Below are 21,377 nucleotides of genomic sequence, written 5' to 3'. Positions count from 1 at the left end.
ATTCTTGGCAAGGAAGAATCCGAAGGCGAGATTCTTTTACTGCCGGTGCCAAAAAGCATTCTCTTCACCATCGGTGGTTTGGTAGCAATTGTTTTTGGTGCTGATCTGGTCGTAAATGCGGCCATCGAAATTGCCACTCTGTTGGGAATGTCAGAAACGGTTATCGGTTTGACCATTGTGGCGATCGGTACCTCCCTGCCGGAACTGATCACCTCGGTGGTAGCGGCCAAGAAAGGCGAAAATGATATTGCTGTCGGTAATATTGTCGGTTCCTGTATCTTTAATGTTCTTTTCGTCATGGGTATTTCCGGGGCAATTTTCCCCATCGAGATTGCCACGGAAAACTATGTCGATCTGTGGGTCTTGCTGGCAGCCATGATCGTGGTGGTGCCGATGATGTACTCTTCAAAGAAAATCAGCCGGATCGAAGGCGTTGTGATGATGCTGGGCTATGTCGGCTATTCAGCCTTTATCATCATGCGGGCAATAGCTTAGATACATACCACAAAAAAACACACGCTTGATGCGTGTGTTTTTTTGTGGCAATTTATACCCGGCCTTCGTATTGACTGATCAGCTGATCCATCGCCGCTACGGTGACTTCTTTGGGCAGCACATAGGGGCTGCCCGGCAGACTTCGGAAAAAGTCGTCAAAAGCGGCGACAATATTCGCTTCTTTTAATTTAATGGTCTTATACACCTGCTGACCGGCTTTTTTGTAATGAAGAATCAGATGCATCAGGGTCGCTTCATTGACAAATTCAACCGCCGAATTCAGAGCAATTTTATCTTCATCAAAGGCATAGGTTTTCCGGGCATCGGCCTGAATGTCGTCCCGAACCAGTTTGGTCAGCATCAGCCGCTCTGCCGGGGTAAAGGGATCACAAACCTCTTCGGGAAAGTACATGTTACCGTTTTCCATAAAGGCTTCCAGATTTTTAAGCGAAAAGACGTTTATCATGGCGCGGTTTTCTAGTTTAAAATAGTCATAGAAGCGGTTAGTAGCTGCCACCAGGGGCTCATAAAAGGGCAAGTCCTTGCGCACCTTGTCGGCTACCATCTCATGGGTGGCATAATAGGCAAAACACGGCAGGGGTTCCACCACCTGACGAATCCGATAGGTGGTATCCAGCGTATAAATGGCAAATAAGTCCCGACTTTCTTCAATAAATGGTTCAGTCTGCTGAAGGATAGTTACAAAACCCTTCTGATAGAGGCTGTAAAGCTCCGGATCATGATAACGGATGGCTCGACTAAAATCCCGGGAAATGGTAATCACATCTTCTGATGTCAGGATAAAATAAGGAAAGAGGGCATTGATTTCCTGGGCATCTCCGGCTATCTGATAATAATAATGGGAGTGATAGGTGACATTGTCCAGCAAAGACAGGCCAATCAACGTTTTAAGGGCTCCCAGTCCCGGATCTGCGGCAGTTTCATCCCCGGTTTCCAGAAAGCTCTGAACATCCTGCAAGGTCAGATGTTTCTGATTTCCCAGCATCTGCTGAAAAATATGTTGGTAGACCGGTTCAAAATGACTGGGAATGGCCAGCTTTAAATGGGGACGCTCGCCGCAGAACAGTTCCCGGTCGATGCTGTTTTCGATCATCGTCAGAACTGCTCCGGTACCGGACACGATCTGGATTCTTTCGCGGACATCAGCGGATGTTTCGCAACTGATTTTTGATTTAATTTCTTTAGAAAAGGGAATTTGATAGGTAGTCAATTCATAAATAATAGCGATGAGTTCGACTATCTTTTGACGGTTGAAATAGATGCGTTCGCCCACCTGGGTCATTTCCAACAGGGTTTGTAATTCTTCTGCTTCAGCATTTGAAAGCCGTAACGCCTTGCATAAATTGTCAAAAACTTTTTTTGTAGGCAGCCGCTCCCCGGTTTTAACCCGCTGGAGGGTAGTTCGGTTTATTTTGCCCATTTCTGCCAGGGATTGCACGGTTTCCCCGCTTTCCTCAATCAGTTCTGCTATTCTTTTGCTAAATCGTGTCATATTCTGCTCCTATTCGGATTTATTTTGTTTGAATTTACTTTTTGGAGATTTAATAAAAGTGTGCGCTACCTTTTATTATAGCGGTGTTTCAAGCAATTGCAAGATGTGGCGTTTAGTGTGCCAGAATATTCCGGTATTTTTTATTTTGAATTTACTGAATCATGACGATACCATTCCCTGAATTAAAAAAAGACAGTCCCCATCAGTTTACCTGAGTGAACTATCCTTTTTTGTAAGCGGATCTTGTTAATTTTTCTTTATTTATTTTTATGGCTGCTTTAAGCGATATTGCCAATGACGGTATTGGCCCATTTAATGGCCTCCCGGTAGTCATGATAAATACAATAATCCTCAATTTTTAACGCCTGTGCCACTGCCTCAACCAAAACCCAATCACCTTTTTCATAGGCCAGCATTAATTCATAGATCGGTAAAAGGATCCCCTGCTCTTTTATCAGTGCATCCAGAATTGATTGCGGCAGGACAATCCCCGCCAACACCATATCCATGGGTAGATCCAGAATGGCGTCCAGAACACTGAACAATCCCATCAGAGCAGCATCATGCTCCAGCTCGATCATCCCGGCTCGTTTAGCCAGGGATTCGGCAAAACGGGTGCGGATCAGGGAGATTTTAATCAGTTCCGTGGGTTTGTCCTTACTTGCTTCATGGATCATTAAAATACTGATCCAACGTTCGAATTCTTTAAGACCAATATAGCTCAAGGCAAATTTAATCGAGCTGATCAATTCGCTACCAGCCCGAAAACTGGCCAACCGAAGCAGCCGATAGGTCAGAGTCACATCCTGTTCAATCAGCTCCGCCAGCCGCTCAAAGGAGGGTTCATCAGCATTGATTTCGCTCATCAATTGAAGATACTGAATCTGTGAGGGGGTGGCTCGAAAGGATCGCCCGGCAATCCGGGGCTTGCTGAAGAAATAGCCTTGAAAGAGGGTAAAGCCCATGGCTTTAGCTTTTACAAACTCATCCTGGGTTTCAACTTTTTCGGCCAGTAAGGTTTTTCCCTGAGCCAAGCCGGCCGGGATATCATCAACGATGGTATCCAGCGGGGTGACCATGATATCGTATTTGATAATATCGGCCAGGGGGGTCAGCGGGTAGGTTTGATAGGTCTGGGCAAAATCATCCAAGGCGATGCTGTAGCCCATTGCTTTAATGTCCGTCAAACGCTCCATTAAATTGCTGCTGACTTCGATATTTTCCAGCATTTCCACAATCATCCGATCAGGTTTAATCAGTTCCACCGCCTCAGAATGGATAAAGATCTCATCAAAATTTATAAAGGCAATTTTGTCTTCAATAAGATTTTCCAGTCCGGATTCAAACAGACCTGTGATGACCATGGCGGTTGCGCCCTGGGAAGATACCCCACCAAATTGAGTTGACTGGCTGTTAAGCCGAAACAAAAGCTCATATCCGTACACTTCAAGCTGAGCGTTGAAAATCGGTTGTCTGGCAATAAACATAGGGCCTCCTGAGACTGATTTATACGGGTGTAAATTTATAATCGTCGTATCCTCTGTAGTTATTATTCTAGCACTTTGTTTCATTAAGTACAAGATATTTGTGATGCATTGTACTTGTAAAACAATCCATTCCTTAAATTTCTATTGACCCCGATCTGGCAAACTGGTATTGTAATGGTATTCTAATTAATTATTATTCGTATCGGTTGCTTTATATTTGCTTAAGGGCGTTAAAATCTGGGAGAAATCATTTGAAAAAAACTGTTATTTATTTTTTCAGCGGCACCGGTAATACCTGGTGGGTAGCGACCCGACTCGGTGAGAAGCTCCATCAATACAATCATCAGGTCACCTGTCACTCGATTGAAACCCTGATGAATGAGGACGTCATCGCTCAACTTTCCGGGGTGGATCATATTGTTCTGGGCTTTCCGGTTTATGGATCAACCGCTCCCCGCCCGATGATTGATTTCATCCAGACCTTTCCCGTTTCCAATGGCCGCCAGACCATGAGTATCTTTGCCACTCAGGCACTGGCTTCGGGCGATACCGCCCTGATAATCAGCCGGCTACTTGAGCAAAAGGGTTATCTGATCCAGCAGGCTCGGCATTTCCGGATGATGAATAACCTTCATCTCCCCCGTTTTAAATTCTACCCACCTAAAAATGATCAACGGTCGGATCAACTGCTGGCTAAAACGCTGCCCCGAGTGGCTGGTTTTGCCCAGGAAATTGCCACGGGGAAAAAACACATCACCGGTAATAACCCCCTGAGCCATTTTTTGGGTGGGCTACAGCGACGTCATATTGATACCATGATTGATAAGGCTGGCGCCGAGCTCCGGGTGGATGCCAAGCGCTGCATCTTATGCGGAAAATGTCAACGTATCTGTCCTACCGGCAATATTCTCCATAGTCAGGATCAGTTAACCTTTGCTAACAAATGCGTCCTTTGTCTGAGGTGTTACAGTCAATGCCCCACCGCTGCCATCCTGCTTGGTGAGGGCTCCGCAGATGTCCATAAATATCCCCGTTACAAAGGCCCAGGAAAAGAGTTTAACGTCGATGTACTAATTAAATAAGTTGACATTAAATCAATCGATATTAAATTAACGCAAATATGCACTAGGGCAGGCGACAATCAGTCCTGGTGCTTTTTAAGTACAATTTATCTCTGTTTAATTTATTTTTTTGTTACTTTTTAATTCAAAGCCCCTTATTTAGTCGGTTTTCCGTAGGCAAACTTTCCTTTAAAAACTAGCCGGCCATTGCGGTCGTAGGAACGCCCTTCGCCATGCCAGACCCCATTGACAAATTCGCCCTCATATTTAAGCTGACCATTGTCATAGTACTCTTTGCAATGCCCGGTCGGAACTGAGGGGTCTTTGATATTTTCCTGATTGCTCGATAGCCGAGCAAAATTGCCTTCGCATTTAAGTTTGCCATTAGCGTCGAAGATCCGCCCCTGACCCGATGCATAACCATTGGCAAAATTGCCGATATATTTGAGTTTGCCATTTTCTTCATAGAGTTTCCCCTGACCTGAGGCCAGTCCATTGACGAAACTCCCTTCATATTTCAGGGTGCCGTTTTCATAATACTCTTTGCCAGGCCCTATCTGGATAGCATTAACAAATACCCCTTCGGAGGCCAGCCGGTTATTAACAAAGCGCTGGCCGGTAAAGCGGCTACCAACATAATAACCGATGATATAACCGTCTTTGCAGGGAATTTTTAGCTGGGGTCGCTGGCCGTTGGCCTGGTTTTTTTGCTGGGATATCAAATAAATCCATATGCCGACGCCGACGATGACCACCAGGACAAGAAAAATAATGCCGCCCATATCTACCTCACTTATTATCCTTTAATAACCTTATTATAACCCCTGTAATGATGATTCGACAAGTTTTTCTATGAAATTAGGAGAGGCGCCGATTGTACTGGAGAAGGCTGCTTCGTATTCCTGAATCAGGGCGTCCAGTGCCGCCAGGGTGGTTTCGGTGGGCAGGACATAGTCGCTATCTGGCAGACTGATGAAAAACTCCTTAAACGCCGCAATGATGCCGGGTTCCCGGAGTTCGATGGTTTTATAGATCACCCGACCCTCGATTTTATAGTGCAGAATCAAACGCAGACAGTCAGAGCTCTCGTAAATAAACTCCATCGCTGAGTTCAAGAACAGTTTGTCATCATCCAAGGCAAAGAGGATGCGGCGATTATAAAGCAGATCATCCAGGATCTGTTTTAAGACGGTCAGCCGTTCAACCGGCGTTAGTAGATGATATATTTCTTCTGGATAAACCAGACAGCCATCTTCCATAAACTGCCGCAGGTTTTTCAGCGAAAAGACATTGAGCATACCCCGGCTGACCTGCCGGAAATAATTATAATAGCGATCCACCGCTTCCAGAAGCGGTTCGTAATAGGGAAATTCTTTGTTCAGCTTGGCTTCCAGCAGTTCCCGATCGGTATAATAAGCAAAACAGGGCAGCGGTTCAACGATAACTTCCACCTTAAAGTTCCGATCCAGATCAAAAACTTTAAAGAGATCATTACTCTCCAATATAAACGGCTGGGTGGACGCCAACATTTCCTCAAAGCTGCCGCTGTAAAGGCGATGAAAGGCCGGATCCTGGTATAGTACAGCCTGGGTCAAATCCCGAGAAATAGTGATCACCGCATTGGCGGTCAAGATAAAATACGGGAACAGGGCGCTGATTTCCTGGCCGGGAATCACTTTATCAGTTTGCTGCACCCAGCAATGGGACTGATAATTAACATTGTTCAGCAGGGTCAGGGCGATCAAATGTTTAAGTGCCCCCAGCATCGGATCGGCAACAGTATCGTCGGATCCTCGGCGCAAGCTCAATACATCCTGAAGACTTAATTGTTTATTATTTCCTATCATCTGCTGAAAGAGATAATCATATACTGCCTGGAAGCCATAAGGAATGGCCAACCTCACTGCTGGTTCAGCAGCCTGAAACAATTCCCGATCAATGCTGTGCTCAATCAGGCTCAATACCTGCTGTTCCCCAGAAACAATCTGCATCGCTTGATCAAGATCCGCTGCCTTTCCACCAGTTTCCTTTTGATGCAGCTCTTTGGAAAAGGGGATCTGATATTCGGTTAATTCGGAAATGGTTTCGATGAGTTCAATAATCTTTTGCCGGTTGGCATAAGTTCCTTCCCCAACCTGGGCGATCGCCAGCATCGTTTCCAGTTCCGCTTCTTCGGCTGGTGAAAGCCGCAGAACCCGGGTCAATTTTTTAAAAAAAGCCGCAGTGGGTAGCCGTTCCCCGGACTTAACCCGCTGCAGGGTGGTGCGGTTGAAATTTCCTATTTCTGCCAGAGACTGGATGGTTTCGCCGCTTTCCATAATATACTCTTCGATTTTTTTACTGAGTAATGACATGGTACCTCCCTGTGTTCCCAATGTTGCCTGATTCGACATTAACGTTTATTCTTAACGATTTACATTCAATTATCTCTGCTATTGTTCACCGTTAAGTAATCATAATAGTTTTACCGTTTACTTACAAGTGTAATTTTTTGTAATTATTACAAATCAGAGGGTGTCAAAATAAATCGTATTTTTTCTGTTCGGCGTTTTTTCAAGCTACCTTCTTCCGTCATTTTTTTGTGTTTTTTATTAATATCTCTGGCAATTAATCAGACTAAACGATATAATGGATCAGGTTTTCCCATTGCTTTTGGGAGTCAATCGTGTTTCCCAATCAAGTGCCGCTCCACTGCCATATGCGGTGAACAAATTACAAGCCTCCCGGGCTTTCGCACTGACCAGATTCAACCGATGTTGTGTGACAATCTCAACGGATTGAACAGGAAGTTGAAAATCCCAATGAAAGCAGAGAGAGCCAAAAAAAACAGAAAGAGGTTAATCATGGTAGAAAATGAACCGTCCCTAAAGGACAACACCCCGATTCCGGCCACTATCATAGCCGGTGTTAGAGACAAGCGGATCATCAAAAAACACCTGTCCACCAAACTGCTGGGTTTCACCTTGGCCATTCTGGCCATTGCAGTCATCGCCCTTGGTATTATTTCTTATTATATGGGGTCTTCGGGCATCACCAAAAAGGCCAACGAAGACGCTCTAAAATACACCAATGAAGGCGCCTCTCACGTGGGCGCCATCATTGCCGGGAATCTCGAAACCCTGTCCGAAGTCACCAAACGTAATGGCCTTGCTTCGATGGATTTCCCCACCCAAGTGGCCGCCGTAGCCAGTGATGTCGAAGCATTGGGCTATGAGGATCTGGCCGTGATGAATCTGGCGGGTCATGCAAAATACGTCATCAGTGGCGGCGAGTTTGACTCCTGGGGTGAATTCTGGTATGAAAATGGATTCAAGGGCGAAAGGGCAATCTCGGATGTAGCCATCAGCAAGGTGACCAAAGCTCCTTGCGTCTTTGAGGTCGCCCCCATCCTCAACAATGGTCAGATCGTCGGTCTACTGATTGGTCGCCGCTCCCCCACCTTCTTGAAAGAAACCACCAATGCCATGGGCGACGGCGAGCGCCAGTATGGTTTTGTCGTCAACAACGAGGGTGGCTTTATGGCTCATCCCAATGACGAAGTTGTTATGAACCAGACCAATGTTTTTGATGAGATCGAAACCAATGGTGACTGGAAAGATTTAGGCCTGGCCGTTAAGGAATTGGGCACCGGTCAGGCCGGAATGCTGACTTATACCTTAAAGGAAGCTACCAAAATCGCTGCCATGGCACCGATTCCCGGCACTAACTGGAACCTGATCATTACCCAGTACGAAAGTGATGTGCTAGCACCGATGATGGCACTACGGAATGTCACCATCCTGATTTCTCTGCTGGTGCTACTCATTGGCGCTGTAGCCGCCTGGTATTTATCAAAACAAATCACCAAACCGATTGTGGCACTCACTGACATCGCCAATCAGTTAGCTCAGGGCGATATTGATCTGGAAATGCAAACCGACCGGGAAGACGAGATCGGCGCTCTGATGAATTCCTTTTCTGCCATTATCGCCAACCGCAAAGACCAGGCCGATGCTGCCCAACGATTATCCCAAGGGGATTTTGCCGTGGCGATTGTACCTCAGTCCGACAAGGATGTGTTAGCCTACTCCCTGATTGACATGGTTGCGGAAATGAATAAGGTCAACGAGGGGATCAAAAAAATTGGCACTGCCGCTCAGGAAGGCCAACTGAATTATCGGGGCAACACCACCGAGTATACTGGTGCCTTCAAGGATATGATTATTAGCCTCAACAACATGATCAATACCTTTGTCAAGCCCCTTAAAGTCGCCAATAAAGCTATTGAGCGGATTGGCAACGGGGTGATTCCACCACCCATCACCACCGAATACAAGGGTGATTTCAATGATCTCAAAACCAACATCAATGCCTGCATCGATGGGTTAGGGGCCCTTACTGAAGGGAATGAAGTGCTGGCACTGCTCTGTGCCAATGATCTATCTCAGAAAATCGAAGGCCATTATCAAGGTATTTATCAGGAAATCGGCGAGTCCATCAATGGGGTTCACGCCCAAATAGTTCACATTGTGAAAATTGCCAACAACATTGCCGTCGGTAATCTCTGTGACTTGGAGGATCTGAAAGCCATCGGACAACGCAGTGACAACGATACCCTGGTTCCCAGCTTTATCAGCATGATTGAAAGCATTGCCCTGCTGGTAACCGAAACCCAATCCATGACTCAGATCGCTGTTGAGGGGGATCTTACCAATCGTGGCAACGTAACCAAATTCCAAGGTGAATACGCTAAGGTGGTCGAAGGCTTCAATCAAACCCTGGATGTCGTCATCGAGCCGATAAATGCCGCCTCGGCAACGCTCCGGGAACTGTCTCAGGGCAATCTCCATACCGCCATGACCGGCGACTTTAAAGGCCAGCACGGTCAGATTAAAGATGATATGAACCAGACCATTGCCTTCCTGAAGGAATATGTGGAGGAAATAACCCATACCCTGGAAGAAATTGGCCGGGGCAACCTGAATCAGGAAATTACGACCACCTATCTGGGCGATTTCCAGGCCATTAAAACAGCCCTCAACAGTATTACCGCCAGCCTCAGCACGACCATGTTTGATATCAACTCCGCCGCCGGCCAGGTTGAAAGCGGTGCCCGCCAGATTTCTGATGGCGGTCAGGCGCTGGCGCAGGGAGCCACGGAACAGGCCAGTGCCATTCAGGAACTTACCGCTTCCATCGATGAGGTCGCTCAGGAAACTAAACAGAATGCGACCCGGGCAAATGAAGCCAACCAACGTTCCATCGAAGTGCGGAACAACGCCGAAATCGGCAATGTCCGAATGAATAACATGGTCACCGCCATGGTAGATATCAATAGTGCCTCCCAGAGTATTTCAAAAATCATCAAGGTTATTGATGACATTGCCTTCCAGACCAATATTCTGGCACTGAATGCTGCGGTGGAAGCCGCCCGGGCCGGACAACATGGTAAGGGCTTTGCGGTAGTCGCCGAAGAAGTCCGCACCCTGGCCGCCCGTTCAGCAGAAGCTGCCAAAGAAACCACCGGGCTGATTGAAGGCTCCATCGCCAAGGTTTCCGTTGGTTCTAAAATTGCCGATGAAACCGCCGAAAGCCTGACTCAGATTTTATCAGATATCGAAAAAGTCACCAGCCTGGTGGGCAACATCGCCCGGGCTTCCAACGATCAGGCCTCGGAAATCACTCAGATTACCCAGGGTATCGAACAGGTTTCCCAGGTAGTTCAGACCAACTCGGCCACCGCTGAGGAAAGTGCCGCTGCCAGTGAGGAACTCTCCGGTCAGGCCGAAATGCTCAAGCAGATGGTCAGTGCCTTTACCATCAAAAACGACGGGGGAAGCTTTACCCCAGCTCCAATCTCCCCCGCCAAGCCGCAACCGGTCGTACCCCCATCTGAACTGCGGATTGAACTGGACGATTGGGATAATGACAAGTATTAAGACTGATCCTACCCTGCTTAATATATCACCAACTGCATCAGGCAAACACCATGCCTCAATAACGCCATTCCAACGCACTGCAAACTGAAATAGCATCCCCGGAGATCCACATGGACTTCCGGAGTTATTTTAATTTAGAATCACTCTTGATTTTATCTCCAGTTAAGGTTATAATTTGTTAAGCTTATAATTTTCACATTTCAATTTAAAAAATGAATGAACATATTTTTTTTACACACAGGAGGATTTAACATGGCAATTGTATGGACTCAGGATTTATCGGTCGGCGTCAATAGTATTGACAAACAGCATCAACAATTATTTAAAATGGCAGATGAACTTTTTGAAGCCGGAAAAAACGGCAAATCCAGAGAATTAGTCGGTGAGCTACTGAGTTTTTTGGATGCCTATACCAAACAGCATTTCAGTGACGAAGAAGCCTATATGAAAAGCATCAATTACCCCGGCCTAGCTGAACAGCAGACCGCCCATAAAAATTTTATCGCCGAGTTGGCCAAACTAAAAGCCTCCTATGATACATCCGGCGGTAATATTGCGGTGATCATTGGTGCCAACCAGATGGTGGTTGACTGGCTGACCAAGCACATCTCCGGGATGGATAAAAAAATTGGCGCTCATGCCTAAAATAAACTGAATTCGCAACAATAAGAAATCCCCTCAATGACTGTTTAGTTGCCATTGAGGGGATTTCTTGTCATCGCTGAACTGATCATCCGCCCCAGCTCAATGACTATCTTTTTCAGGCGATGCTACTTTAAATAAATATCTAAATTTATGAATAAATCCGCCTCAAATTGGTATATCCATAATATAGAAAAGGCTCTCGTTTTATTAACAATGTAATCGTTTCCATTCGCGCCCAGTTTGTTCACACGTTACCGTGTATAGAAAGGATGTTACCAATGAAAAGGCGATTCAAACACACATTGACCCTGATCCTCGTCTGTCTGGTCAGTTTGATGATCATTCCCCCGGGCGTCTGGGCGGATGATACCAGCCCACCCTTAACGGCGCCGGTCAATCCGGCCTTTTTGGAGTACCTGTCCGAGCGGGAAGCCGGTGAAATCACCACCGCCACAACTGATGGCCATGGCCTCGGACATCTACCCGAACCCCTGGCTCGGGTGGAAACGACGGAAACTGCCGGTATCGATACCGCCAGCTTTCCAGCCAGCTATGATCTGCGAACCACCGGCCGACTGACCGCAATCCGCGATCAGGGCAGCCTCGGCAATTGCTGGACCTTCGCCAGCCTCGGTTCGCTGGAATCCTACCTCAAACCGACGGCTACTACCGATCTGTCAGAAAATAATCTACGCTGGAATAACGGCTTTGATTATGGTCTTGATCAGGGCGGCAACGCCACCATGGCGATTGCTTACCTGGCCCGCTGGAGCGGTCCCGTCAGTGAGAGCAGTGATCCCTATGGCTCGTCACAAAAAACCGGGCTGACCCCAACTTATCATGTTCAACAGGTGGAATACCTGCCCGAATCCGCCGACGCCATCAAAGCCGCACTGATGGATAGCGGCGCCGTGTACACTTCCATCTATGCCGGCGCCTTTGACTCGGCCAGTTACTATAATCAGAATACCTCGGCGCTGTACTACACGGGCTACGCCACCATCGATCACGATGTGGTGATTGTCGGCTGGGATGACAATTACGACCGCAGCAACTTTTCCATGACCCCGCCGGGAAACGGCGCCTGGATTGTCCGCAACAGTTGGGGGACCGATTGGGGCGAAGCCGGTTATTTCTATCTGTCCTATTATGACAGCTATGCTGGCGTCAATCCGACCGCCTTCAACAACGCCGAAGCGACCAGCAATTACAGTCGCATTTACCAATTTGATCCCCTCGGCAAAACGTCGGCCCGGGGCTATGACACCGGGGACCGCACGTCCTGGGGCGCCAATATCTTTACTTCCGCCGCCAGTGAAAACCTGACCGCCATTTCCACCTATGCGCTGAGCCCCAATACCACCGCCGAAATCCGGATCTATACCGATGTTTCTCCGGGCGCACCGACTAGTGGTCAACTCCGCACCACCCAAACGGCCAGCTTTGCTAATCAAGGCTACTACACCGTCGACCTGAATACCCCGGTGAACCTGACCGCCTACCAGAATTTTGCGGTAGTGATTAAATACCGCACCCCCCAAACCGATTATGCGATCCCCATGGAAGCTCCTCAGTCCGGCTACAGCAGCGGCGCCAGTGCCAATTCTGGTGAAAGCTTTATCAGTGCTGACGGCAGCGGTGGCTGGTATGATACCGGCTACAACGATGATGCAAATGTCTGTATCAAAGCCTTTACCGGGAGCCAGAGCGTCGTCTCCTTGACCAGCATCAATATCACCAATCCGGCTGATAAACTGACCTATCAGATTGGCGAAGCCCTGAATCTCAGCGGCCTGGTCGTCACCGGCAGCTACAGCGATGGCAGCACCCGAGTGGAGACGGTCACCGCCGCCAACGTTAGCGGCTTTGACTCCACCACCGCCGGCACCCGCACCCTGACCATTGCCATCGGCGGCCAAACCACCAGCTACACGGTGGTGATTCAGAGCGGCAGCGAGCCACCGGTTTCCGGGGTTGACATCTACTACCGCACCCATGTCCAGAATATCGGCTGGCAGGACGACCGCAAAAATGGCGAGGTTAGCGGCACCTCCGGCTACGGCTACCGCCTGGAAGCGATTCAGATGCAGCTGATCCAGTCCGGTTACGACCTCGGGATTGCCTATCATACCCATATCCAGAACATCGGCTGGGCCCCCTGGCGCTATAACGGCGAGGTCAGCGGCACCTCCGGGATGGGTCTGCGGCTCGAAGCGATCGAGATTCAGTTAGTCGGCGCCGATGCCGACCAGTTTGATGTCTACTACCGGGTTCATTGCCAGAACATCGGTTGGATGGGCTGGGGCGTAAACGGCGAGATGGCCGGCACCTCCGGCTACGGCTACCGCCTCGAAGCGATCCAGATTGAGGTGGTGCCCAAGGGCACCTACTATAGCGTCAACGTCGATGAACCAGCCTATCTGTCGCTTGATTGATTTAACACCGTCGGGGCGGGTACTGTCTGCCATTTCCTTCATGGGTTCCGGGCTGGGCAGTGCCCGCCCGGAACCCGGTTACAAGATCTTAACCAGATGTCAGCAAGGTTAGAAAAGTGAACCCGCAAATGCAGGGCATCAACCGTAATCCCACTCCAAATCCTGATCAATTTGCCGAAGATCAAATTTCTGCCATTTACACCATCCCCTGAAAGAGTTATACTAAGGACATACAAATATTTTTACAAGCAACTGAGGAGGAAGCCCCATGTCCGTTATAAAAAACATGATCCAAACATATAATCTCGTTTACCAGGTTAAAAAAGAATATCCGCTGGAAATCATCGTCACCACCGATCTCTATCAGGAGCGGCTGAAACTGGCCAATACCAAATGTGACCAGGCCATCGTCAAAGCATCCAAACAGGAGCTTGATGACAGCTTGAAACTACTGGTGCTGCCGGATGAGCAGGACAGTCATTATTATCTGCTGCTCCATGAAGACCTTTTTGATGAATCCCAGCAATACGGGCAGGCCATTGCCTATGAATACACCCGGGTTATTGATTATTCTGATATTCAAGATAAATACCGTGTTCCCAATTTGCGGGCTGCTCAATTCCCCGACTCGGCCTGTTTTTTATTTTTGGCCGAAATCCGAGCCTGGTATCGGGGGTTTAACCTCTATTACAACCTGATCAGCGCTGAAAACAAGGCCGTCCTCTTTTCTTATCTGTGTGGGACGGTACCCGAATATGAAAGCCTGCTGTCCTTTGATCTCACCGCCCATATGCAGGCATTGGCTGAATTTTACGGCCAGGCGCTGGCCATCGGTTCCTATGTAAATTTTGATGTCAGCCTGCCTGACTACTTAAACCGCCATCACGTCCATGATCTACTGAAGGCCATTCATGATAATATTGACAGTATCAGTATTTTTGAAAATTACGAAGCTATCCATGAAGCTTATGAGGATTTTATCCAGCATAAATCCAAAGAGGATCAACCCCATGAGCATAGCCATAGTTGTAACCATATCCACCATGATCACTAAAGCTCGCAAACAATTGGAAATATCGACACCCAAAAACGACCCTGCCGAAACAACCTTTGATATCAGTGAAGTCATTCGACAGAAAAGCCTATTGGCTTTCTTTCAACCCATTATGTCCGTCACTGGAAAAAAAATCCTGGGGTTGGAAGGTCTGATCCGGGGGATCGTCCCAGACTCAGACCAACTCATCCCACCCAAGCAGCTTTTTGATGCCGCCGCTGAAACCGGACTGACCATCCCGCTGGATCGTGCTTGTCGCAATGCAGTTCTGGCAGCTTTCCAGGATTATTATTACGCCAATCAGGATCTGCTGCTGTTTTTGAATCTGGATACCGCCATCATCGATGAAGTGGGGGGATCCAATTATCTCTGCGGTCAGGTCAGCCACAGTGGCATCAGTCCCAAGAATATCGTCATTGAAATTAATGAGTCCAAAGCTTTGGATACCCATGGCCTCACCCAGTTTGTGGTCACCTACAAAAGCAAGGGTTTTCTCATCGCCCTGGACGATGTCGGAGCCGGGTTTTCCAATATGGATCGCATCGCCGGCCTAAAACCGGATATTGTCAAAATCGATCGCTCGATTATCCAGGATATGGATCGCATTTATCACAAGCAAGAAGTCTTTAAATCGTTGGTGAATCTGACCAATAAGATTGGCGCCCTGATTGTCGCCGAAGGGGTGGAAACCCGAGCCGAAGCAATTCAGGTATTGAAGCTGGGCGGTCAGGTGATTCAGGGTTTCTATTTTGCCAGACCAGGTAATGATTTTGTTCTCAAAGCCGAGCTGATTGTCAAAACCACCGAGGTCGTCGATGCCTATAAGGCTCTGTTGCTCGAAGAGCTGGAGGACTATAACCACAAATGTCTGGTCTACACCCATACCGTCAACGGAATCATCAAAGCTCTGGCGGTGGTGGATCGGCCTGATGAATTTGACGGACAGCTCCAGAAATGCCTGATCAAAGCCGATGCCGTTGATTGTGCCTATGTCCTCGATGAATCCGGGATTCAATGCAGCGACACCATCGGTGCCAAAAACATCGGCGCCTGTGAAAAGCTGGTCTTTCACTCTGCCAAGATGGGAGTGGATCATTCGATCAAAAACTTCTATTATAATCTAATCAAACGTAAACAAGACACCTACATTTCTGAGCCCTATGTATCGATGGCCACCGGCAGCCTCTGTATCACCTATTCCCGGGTCTTCCGCTTGGCCGCTAAAAAGTACATCCTCTGCGTCGATTTTCTGGAAACCCAGCAACCCCTCCCCATTAGCCTCTAAACGGCAAAAAAAGATGAGCCAAAGCTCATCAATCGCATTTTGAAGCAGCTAAACCAGTACCGACAATTGTTACAATAGTTTGCCGCTAACCTTAAAGATGAACCCAATCGTTCATCTTTTTTTTATCGCCGGTCGCTAGAATTTGCTTCTCTTATATTGGCTAAAATCTACTTTTGCCAGGGTCGATTGTCCGGTGATTTCATCGAAATACTGATAGGCCGTTTTATCGGTAAAGCAGCCATCAGCAAAAAGGATATTTTTTTTCATTTTAACCTGCACCTCATAAAGAATTCGCATCAAATCCTCCACTGTACTCTCATCCATCATAAATTTCACCCCATATTCAAAAATATTGTCCGCCGTTTCACGACTCCAAACCGGGGTGCCGATGGCCGAGAACTCCTGACCCAGCAGCGTGGTGGTAAATTCCAGCGTAAAATCCCGTTCCATAGGAAACTGAATATTAGAGACAAAACAGAGACCGCCGGGCCCCAGATCTTTGATCAGCGCTTTTGAATTCCCCACATTCATCTTTTTATCCTTGATCTTCAGAATCCGTAGATCCGTTTTTAAGAAATCCCGAAATGGTTGCCTGAAAGATTTTCGCCGGTCGGTACGAGGTTTGACGGTCGTGTTGCTGAATACTGGTCGGCATTTTCCATTTTCCAGCATTTCATCGATTTTCAGAAAAGCAATTGGTCGCGAGTAAAGGTATCCCTGTCCTGCAAAGCAATTATTCTCTCTCAGAAATGACAACTGTTCCCAGTTCTCAATGCCCTCACAGACCAGTTTAATGTGCAACTCTTTGGTCAGATTAATGATCGCCCGGGCGATAATGGCGGTGGTCTGATCCGCCATGATGTTCTTTAAAAAAGAAGCATCCATTTTGATAATGTCGATGTTAAAATGCCGCAGATAACTCAGCGAAGAATAGCCGGTTCCAAAATCATCCAGAGCCACTTTAATTCCAGCGCGCTGCAGTTTTTCAATATCAGCAATCGCTTTGTGAGCATTTTCGATGATCAGGCTTTCGGTCAGTTCAACGATCAGATATTTGGGATCGACCTCATACTCAGCCAAGACATCAGTAATATTCTTAACAAAATCCCGTTCATAAAACTGGATGCTGGAAAAATTTACCGAGATATAAACCGGTTTGTAGCCCTTCAACTTCCAATACTGCTGATCTTCACAGACTTTCCGCAGCATCCATTTTCCCATTTCCACAATCGCACCGGTTTCTTCGGCCAGGTAAATAAACTCATCCGGTGATACCATCCCCCAATCCGGGTGATTCCAGCGGATTAGGGCTTCAATGGCTAAGATCTGATTGTTTTTTAACCGCACCATCGGTTGGTAAAAAACCATAAATTGCTCCCGCTTGACCGCCATCCGCAAATCGTGGCGCAGCTGGAGCTGTTTATAGTTTTGGATATTCAGCTCGGAAGAATAAAAGCGATAGCGGTTCTTGCCCTCTTTTTTTGACCAGACCAGGGCAATGTTGGCATATTGGACCAGCTTTTCAATTTCATCTACAGCCGGCTCAGCCTCCGCTATGTCGTCCTCGGCGGCGTTCTCTTTTACCTTCATTTCCAGCGGATAAACACTGACCCCGACATTCACATTGATGTCAAATTCATAGATATCAATTTTAAAGGGCCGATGAAAGAACTCGATGACTTCCATTACCCTGGCTTCATAGGATTCCAGATTGATCAGTCCCTCAATGACAATGGCAAAATGGTCTTCGGAATAGCGAGAAATTAGGGTGTCTTTGCCAAACAAACCCCTGAGCCGCATCACAATCTGAATAATCAGCTGCTGACCAACCACAAATCCCAGGGAGTCACTGATCTCCTTAAAGCCGTCAAAGTCCAGCATCATGACGATCAGGCTATGCTGATTGAGATCGGCTCTGAGACATTTTTCGGCGAGCTCTTTTTTAAACTGATTCGGTTTGGGCAGGGATGTTGTTTCATCGTATGAGGCCAGCTTTTCAATTTTTCGCTGCATAATAACGCGATTAGTCACATCCCGAAAATCCAGCACTAAGCCCTGAATAATCGGGTGATCGAGGAAATTCTGGATGTGCACTTCCAGATAAATCGGCTGATCACCTTTCCCGGAAAAGGTGATCAGTCCGGTTTCAGTGCTCGTCTTATTTTCCATGGCACTGCAAATCAGGCCCTTTAAGTAGGCCGCTTCATCGTGATCATAATATTCATAGACACTTTTACCGATCATACTCCCGGGATCATAATTAATCACCTTCTGCGAGGTATCGCTGATGTAGCGGATGATGCCATCGGCGGAGATGATCTCAAAAACAACGCCAGACTCCTGAATCAGCATTTTTGTCCGTTGCTGAATTTTTTCGATCTCGTTCTGCTTGACTTCAATGGCTCGTTCATACTCTTTTCTTTCGGTAATATCCTGAATGGTTCCGTAGACACGTAAAACCTGGCCATTTTTATCAAGATTAAACTCTGCAATCTGGAAAACCTCCCGAATAGTTCCATCTTTTCGGATCACCCGAAATTCCAGCTCAAAGGGGTCTTCTGTCAACTCGCCATCCATGGAATTTGTAATGACGCAGCGATCCTCCGGATGCACCCTGCTTAAAAAATCATCAAAGCTACCTTTAAATTCGTCAGCTGTGATACCAAAAATTCGCAAGGCTTCAGTTGACATGAAGTTTTCATTTTTCTCGATATTCATTTCCCAGCTGCCAATTTTAGCTAACCGCTGAGCCTGTTCAAGATTTTTTTTGATAAAAATAATTTCGTTTTCCAGTTTTTTTATTTCCGTAATATCCTGGATGGTTCCCACCAGATCGGTGTTTAATCCATCCATATTGGGAATCGGTTCCCCCACCAGGCGAATGTGTTTGACGGTTCCGTTTCGCAGTTGAATGCGGTATTGCAGATCAAATTTTTCATGTGCCAGCCGTTTTTTGGTGAGTTCTTGTAAAACAGACCGATCCGCCGGATAGGTAAAGTCCATTAATTCGACGACGGTGCCCCCAAAATCTTCCGGTTTAAGATCGTAGATCCGATAAATTTCGTCGGACCAGAAGATTTCATTTTTTACGGCATTGAATTTCCAGCTGCCCAACCCGGCCACCTTTTGACCCAGATTGAGGTTCTCTCCCAGCTCTTTCAAACTGTTTTCGATGGTTTTTTCGCTGGTAATATCCTGCAGGGCGCCGATTATTTTTAGCGGGCTACCCTTTTCATCCAACAGTGTTCGGGTTTTTTCCCGGACAAATTTTTGAATGCCCTGATCCGTAATAATCTGGTATTCTAGTTCTTGGTCTTGTCCCTGAATAGCCAGTTCTCGTGATGCTTTTACCTTACCGACATCGTGTTGACTCACGAATCTAAAATAAGACTCAGCATTTTCTTCCAGCTGATCGGGTGCCGTTTCAAAAATATGATAATATTCATCGGTAAAATAAACCGTGTCATTTCCAATTTCATAGGTCCAGGTTCCGGTTTTCATCATTTCCTGCGCATAACGGCGGTTTTCCAGATACCATTGATCCTTTTCCGGCAAGGTTGAATATTCTTTATATTTGATGCGGTTAAATAAGCTTTCTAATGCCATCTGGTGCGCCACCTTTCCAATTCAAAACAGAATTGAGGATAATTGATTTATTCATTTCTCCTCCTGAGCATTAATTGTTTAAATTTTTGTTACTAAACAGTATATGCCCATTTTAGTCAAGTCGCAATCACTTGTTTTGGAAAGTTAAGCCTTTAACAAACATAAAAAAAATGAGCCTAAGCGTTCATCCTGAAGGTTAGCGGCAAACTGCCGTACCGTACCAAATAAAACCAGCAGCGCCGAATGGTGACGGCGCTGCTGGTTTATTTGGCATGGGGGTTGGGGTATCAGACTTTGTAAATTCGGAACACCACTTTTTCCCCACAGTCCGGACATTGGAGCGGGGCGTCAGTAATGACGCCTTTGCGGGCTGCATAGACAAAGGGAAATACCGCACTGAGTGCCATCATGCAGAAATTTCCACTGTTGTCCTTATCCAGCAGGGGTCCGTCAAAAATGACTTCATCCCCCGGCGCATAAATCGGACAACCCGATGACTCGACCACCAGTTTTATTTTCTGTTCAATTGCTTCCATATCGCCCACCGCTATAAAGCCTGTCGATACAGATCTTCGATCTGCGTCAGGGTGGTGCTACGGGGATTAACCAGAATATTACCGCTTTTCATAGCGTCCACCGCCATCGCCGGGATCTTATCTGCCATGACCCCTACCTCACTGAGGGTTTGAGGAATTCCGAGGGCGGCGGTCAGACTGCGGATCTCATCGACCAAAGTCTGGGGCGTGAAATCTTCCCAGCCGTCACCGCATTTGATCGCATCGTAAATGGTCTGATAGCGTCCGGTATCGGCCAGGGCGTTATACTCCAGCACCGTCGGCAACAGTACCGCATTGGCCACCCCATGAGGGACATCGAAATAACCGCCCAACGGATGCGCCATGGCATGGACATTACCCAATCGTGCCCAGGCAAAGGCGATCCCAGCAAACATACTGCCGTAGAGCATCTTGGCCGCCGCCTCGGGATTAGTCCGATCCGCCACAAACAGGCGGATGTTCTGACCAATCAGAGCCAGTGCCTTTTCGGCCATGGCATCGGAAAACGGTGAGGCCGCCTTGGATAGATAGGCTTCGATCGCATGAACCAGGGCATCAATCCCACAGGCCGCCGCAGTTTTTTCTGGAGTTGTCATCACCAGCGTCGGATCCAATACGGCAAAGGCCGGAAGCAGTTCATAACTGAACACCGTCAGCTTGTAATTCCGGGAGCGGTCAGTGATCACCGCAAAGGCCGTCACCTCCGAGCCAGTCCCGGCGGTGGTGGGAATCGCAATCAGCGGGACAATCGCCCCGGGCACCTTATCAGCCCCTTCATAGTCCCCAATCGAGCCGCCCAACTTGGCCAACACCCCGACGGCCGTGGCCACGTCCATGGGCGAACCGCCGCCTAAAGCAATAATACAGTCCGCCCCGCTATTTGCGAAGGCCTTTGTTGCCTTATCGACGGTTTCCACCGAGGGGTTCGCTTCGGTTTCGGTAAAGCTGTCAAACGCCATCCCGGCCTGCGCCAAAATATCCGTGATCTTCACAACCACCCCCATCTTATTCAGATGCGGCCCCGAAATCACCATCGCCTTCTTAAGCCCCTGCTTAGCCAAAAGCCCCGGCAATTTCTCAATACTATCCGTCCCACAGATTATTTCCTGAGGTATTTTAAAACTAAATTGATTCATAGGTCTTTCCTTTCAAGCTGATATTTGCAGGCATTTTCTGAACCTGCATCTAACCCAGTACCGACAATTGTTACATCATGTTGTACGCATCGGAGCGGACACGGCGTAGCCTGTCCGATTCCGCAGCGAACAACAGATTATCAATTGGTCGGTACGGCAGTCCACATCGCTCTCACTCTAGCGCT

At 47.5% G+C, this 21,377-nt stretch carries 14 protein-coding genes; 7 read left to right on the top strand and 7 right to left on the bottom strand.

Going from position 1 to position 21,377, the window contains the following annotated elements:
* A partial coding sequence (locus tag Q7J41_RS04390) for a sodium:calcium antiporter (RefSeq protein WP_370650980.1) occupies positions 1-495 on the top strand: 495 nt, incomplete at its 5' end.
* A gap of 52 nt (positions 496-547) precedes the next feature.
* Here Q7J41_RS04390 and Q7J41_RS04385 read toward each other — a convergent pair.
* Positions 548-2,008 carry a helix-turn-helix domain-containing protein gene (locus Q7J41_RS04385; protein ID WP_304885598.1) on the bottom strand — a complete coding sequence of 487 codons (1,461 nt, stop codon included), beginning with the start codon at positions 2,006-2,008 and terminating at the stop codon, positions 548-550.
* Positions 2,009-2,286: 278 nt separating this feature from the next.
* Positions 2,287-3,495 carry an EAL and HDOD domain-containing protein gene (locus tag Q7J41_RS04380; RefSeq protein WP_304885597.1) on the bottom strand — a complete coding sequence of 403 codons (1,209 nt, stop codon included), beginning with the start codon at positions 3,493-3,495 and terminating at the stop codon, positions 2,287-2,289.
* A gap of 251 nt (positions 3,496-3,746) precedes the next feature.
* On the opposite strand from Q7J41_RS04380, the gene Q7J41_RS04375 reads away from it, so the two are divergent.
* Positions 3,747-4,577 carry an EFR1 family ferrodoxin gene (locus Q7J41_RS04375; protein ID WP_304885595.1) on the top strand — a complete coding sequence of 277 codons (831 nt, stop codon included), beginning with the start codon at positions 3,747-3,749 and terminating at the stop codon, positions 4,575-4,577.
* A gap of 134 nt (positions 4,578-4,711) precedes the next feature.
* On the opposite strand, the gene Q7J41_RS04370 is transcribed toward Q7J41_RS04375, so the two are convergent.
* Together Q7J41_RS04370 and Q7J41_RS04365 are read right to left on the bottom strand one after the other, a co-directional pair.
* Complete coding sequence (locus tag Q7J41_RS04370) at positions 4,712-5,338, bottom strand: toxin-antitoxin system YwqK family antitoxin (protein ID WP_304885593.1); 627 nt, start codon at positions 5,336-5,338, stop codon at positions 4,712-4,714.
* 33 nt (positions 5,339-5,371) lie between these two features.
* The gene (locus Q7J41_RS04365) at positions 5,372-6,910 is read right to left on the bottom strand and encodes a helix-turn-helix transcriptional regulator (RefSeq protein WP_304885591.1); all 1,539 of its coding nucleotides are present in this window, start codon (positions 6,908-6,910) and stop codon (positions 5,372-5,374) included.
* Between the two features lie 489 nt (positions 6,911-7,399).
* Between Q7J41_RS04365 and Q7J41_RS04360 the strand changes: the two genes are divergently transcribed.
* The 5 genes from Q7J41_RS04360 to Q7J41_RS04340 all read left to right on the top strand — a co-directional run bounded on the left by Q7J41_RS04360 (position 7,400) and on the right by Q7J41_RS04340 (position 15,893).
* Positions 7,400-10,474: a methyl-accepting chemotaxis protein gene (locus tag Q7J41_RS04360; RefSeq protein ID WP_304885589.1), complete on the top strand. Its 3,075-nt coding sequence runs from the start codon at positions 7,400-7,402 to the stop codon at positions 10,472-10,474.
* Between the two features lie 252 nt (positions 10,475-10,726).
* The gene (locus Q7J41_RS04355) at positions 10,727-11,119 is read left to right on the top strand and encodes a bacteriohemerythrin (protein ID WP_304885587.1); all 393 of its coding nucleotides are present in this window, start codon (positions 10,727-10,729) and stop codon (positions 11,117-11,119) included.
* A gap of 278 nt (positions 11,120-11,397) precedes the next feature.
* Positions 11,398-13,554: a lectin like domain-containing protein gene (locus Q7J41_RS04350; RefSeq protein ID WP_304885585.1), complete on the top strand. Its 2,157-nt coding sequence runs from the start codon at positions 11,398-11,400 to the stop codon at positions 13,552-13,554.
* A 268-nt stretch (positions 13,555-13,822) separates the two neighbouring features.
* On the top strand, positions 13,823-14,608 hold the full coding sequence (locus Q7J41_RS04345) for a hypothetical protein (protein ID WP_304885584.1): 786 nt from the start codon (positions 13,823-13,825) through the stop codon (positions 14,606-14,608).
* Positions 14,565-15,893: an EAL domain-containing protein gene (locus tag Q7J41_RS04340; RefSeq protein ID WP_304885582.1), complete on the top strand. Its 1,329-nt coding sequence runs from the start codon at positions 14,565-14,567 to the stop codon at positions 15,891-15,893. Before Q7J41_RS04345 ends, Q7J41_RS04340 begins: the two co-directional genes overlap by 44 nt.
* Before the next feature lie 135 nt (positions 15,894-16,028).
* Here the strand turns inward: Q7J41_RS04340 and Q7J41_RS04335 are convergent, their stop codons facing one another.
* The 3 genes from Q7J41_RS04335 to Q7J41_RS04325 form a co-directional block, all read right to left on the bottom strand.
* Positions 16,029-19,499, bottom strand: coding sequence for an EAL domain-containing protein (locus tag Q7J41_RS04335; protein WP_304885580.1), 3,471 nt, complete (start codon positions 19,497-19,499; stop codon positions 16,029-16,031).
* Between the two features lie 287 nt (positions 19,500-19,786).
* Complete coding sequence (locus tag Q7J41_RS04330) at positions 19,787-20,035, bottom strand: TIGR04076 family protein (protein ID WP_304885578.1); 249 nt, start codon at positions 20,033-20,035, stop codon at positions 19,787-19,789.
* Positions 20,036-20,046: 11 nt separating this feature from the next.
* Positions 20,047-21,192 carry an iron-containing alcohol dehydrogenase family protein gene (locus Q7J41_RS04325; RefSeq protein ID WP_304885576.1) on the bottom strand — a complete coding sequence of 382 codons (1,146 nt, stop codon included), beginning with the start codon at positions 21,190-21,192 and terminating at the stop codon, positions 20,047-20,049.
* Positions 21,193-21,377: the final 185 nt, after the last annotated feature.

The organism is Acetobacterium sp. (assembly GCF_030652775.1).
Classification (GTDB): domain Bacteria; phylum Bacillota; class Clostridia; order Eubacteriales; family Eubacteriaceae; genus Acetobacterium.
Note: the sequence above shows the minus strand (reverse complement) of the source record. Positions and strands in the feature narration are given on the sequence as shown.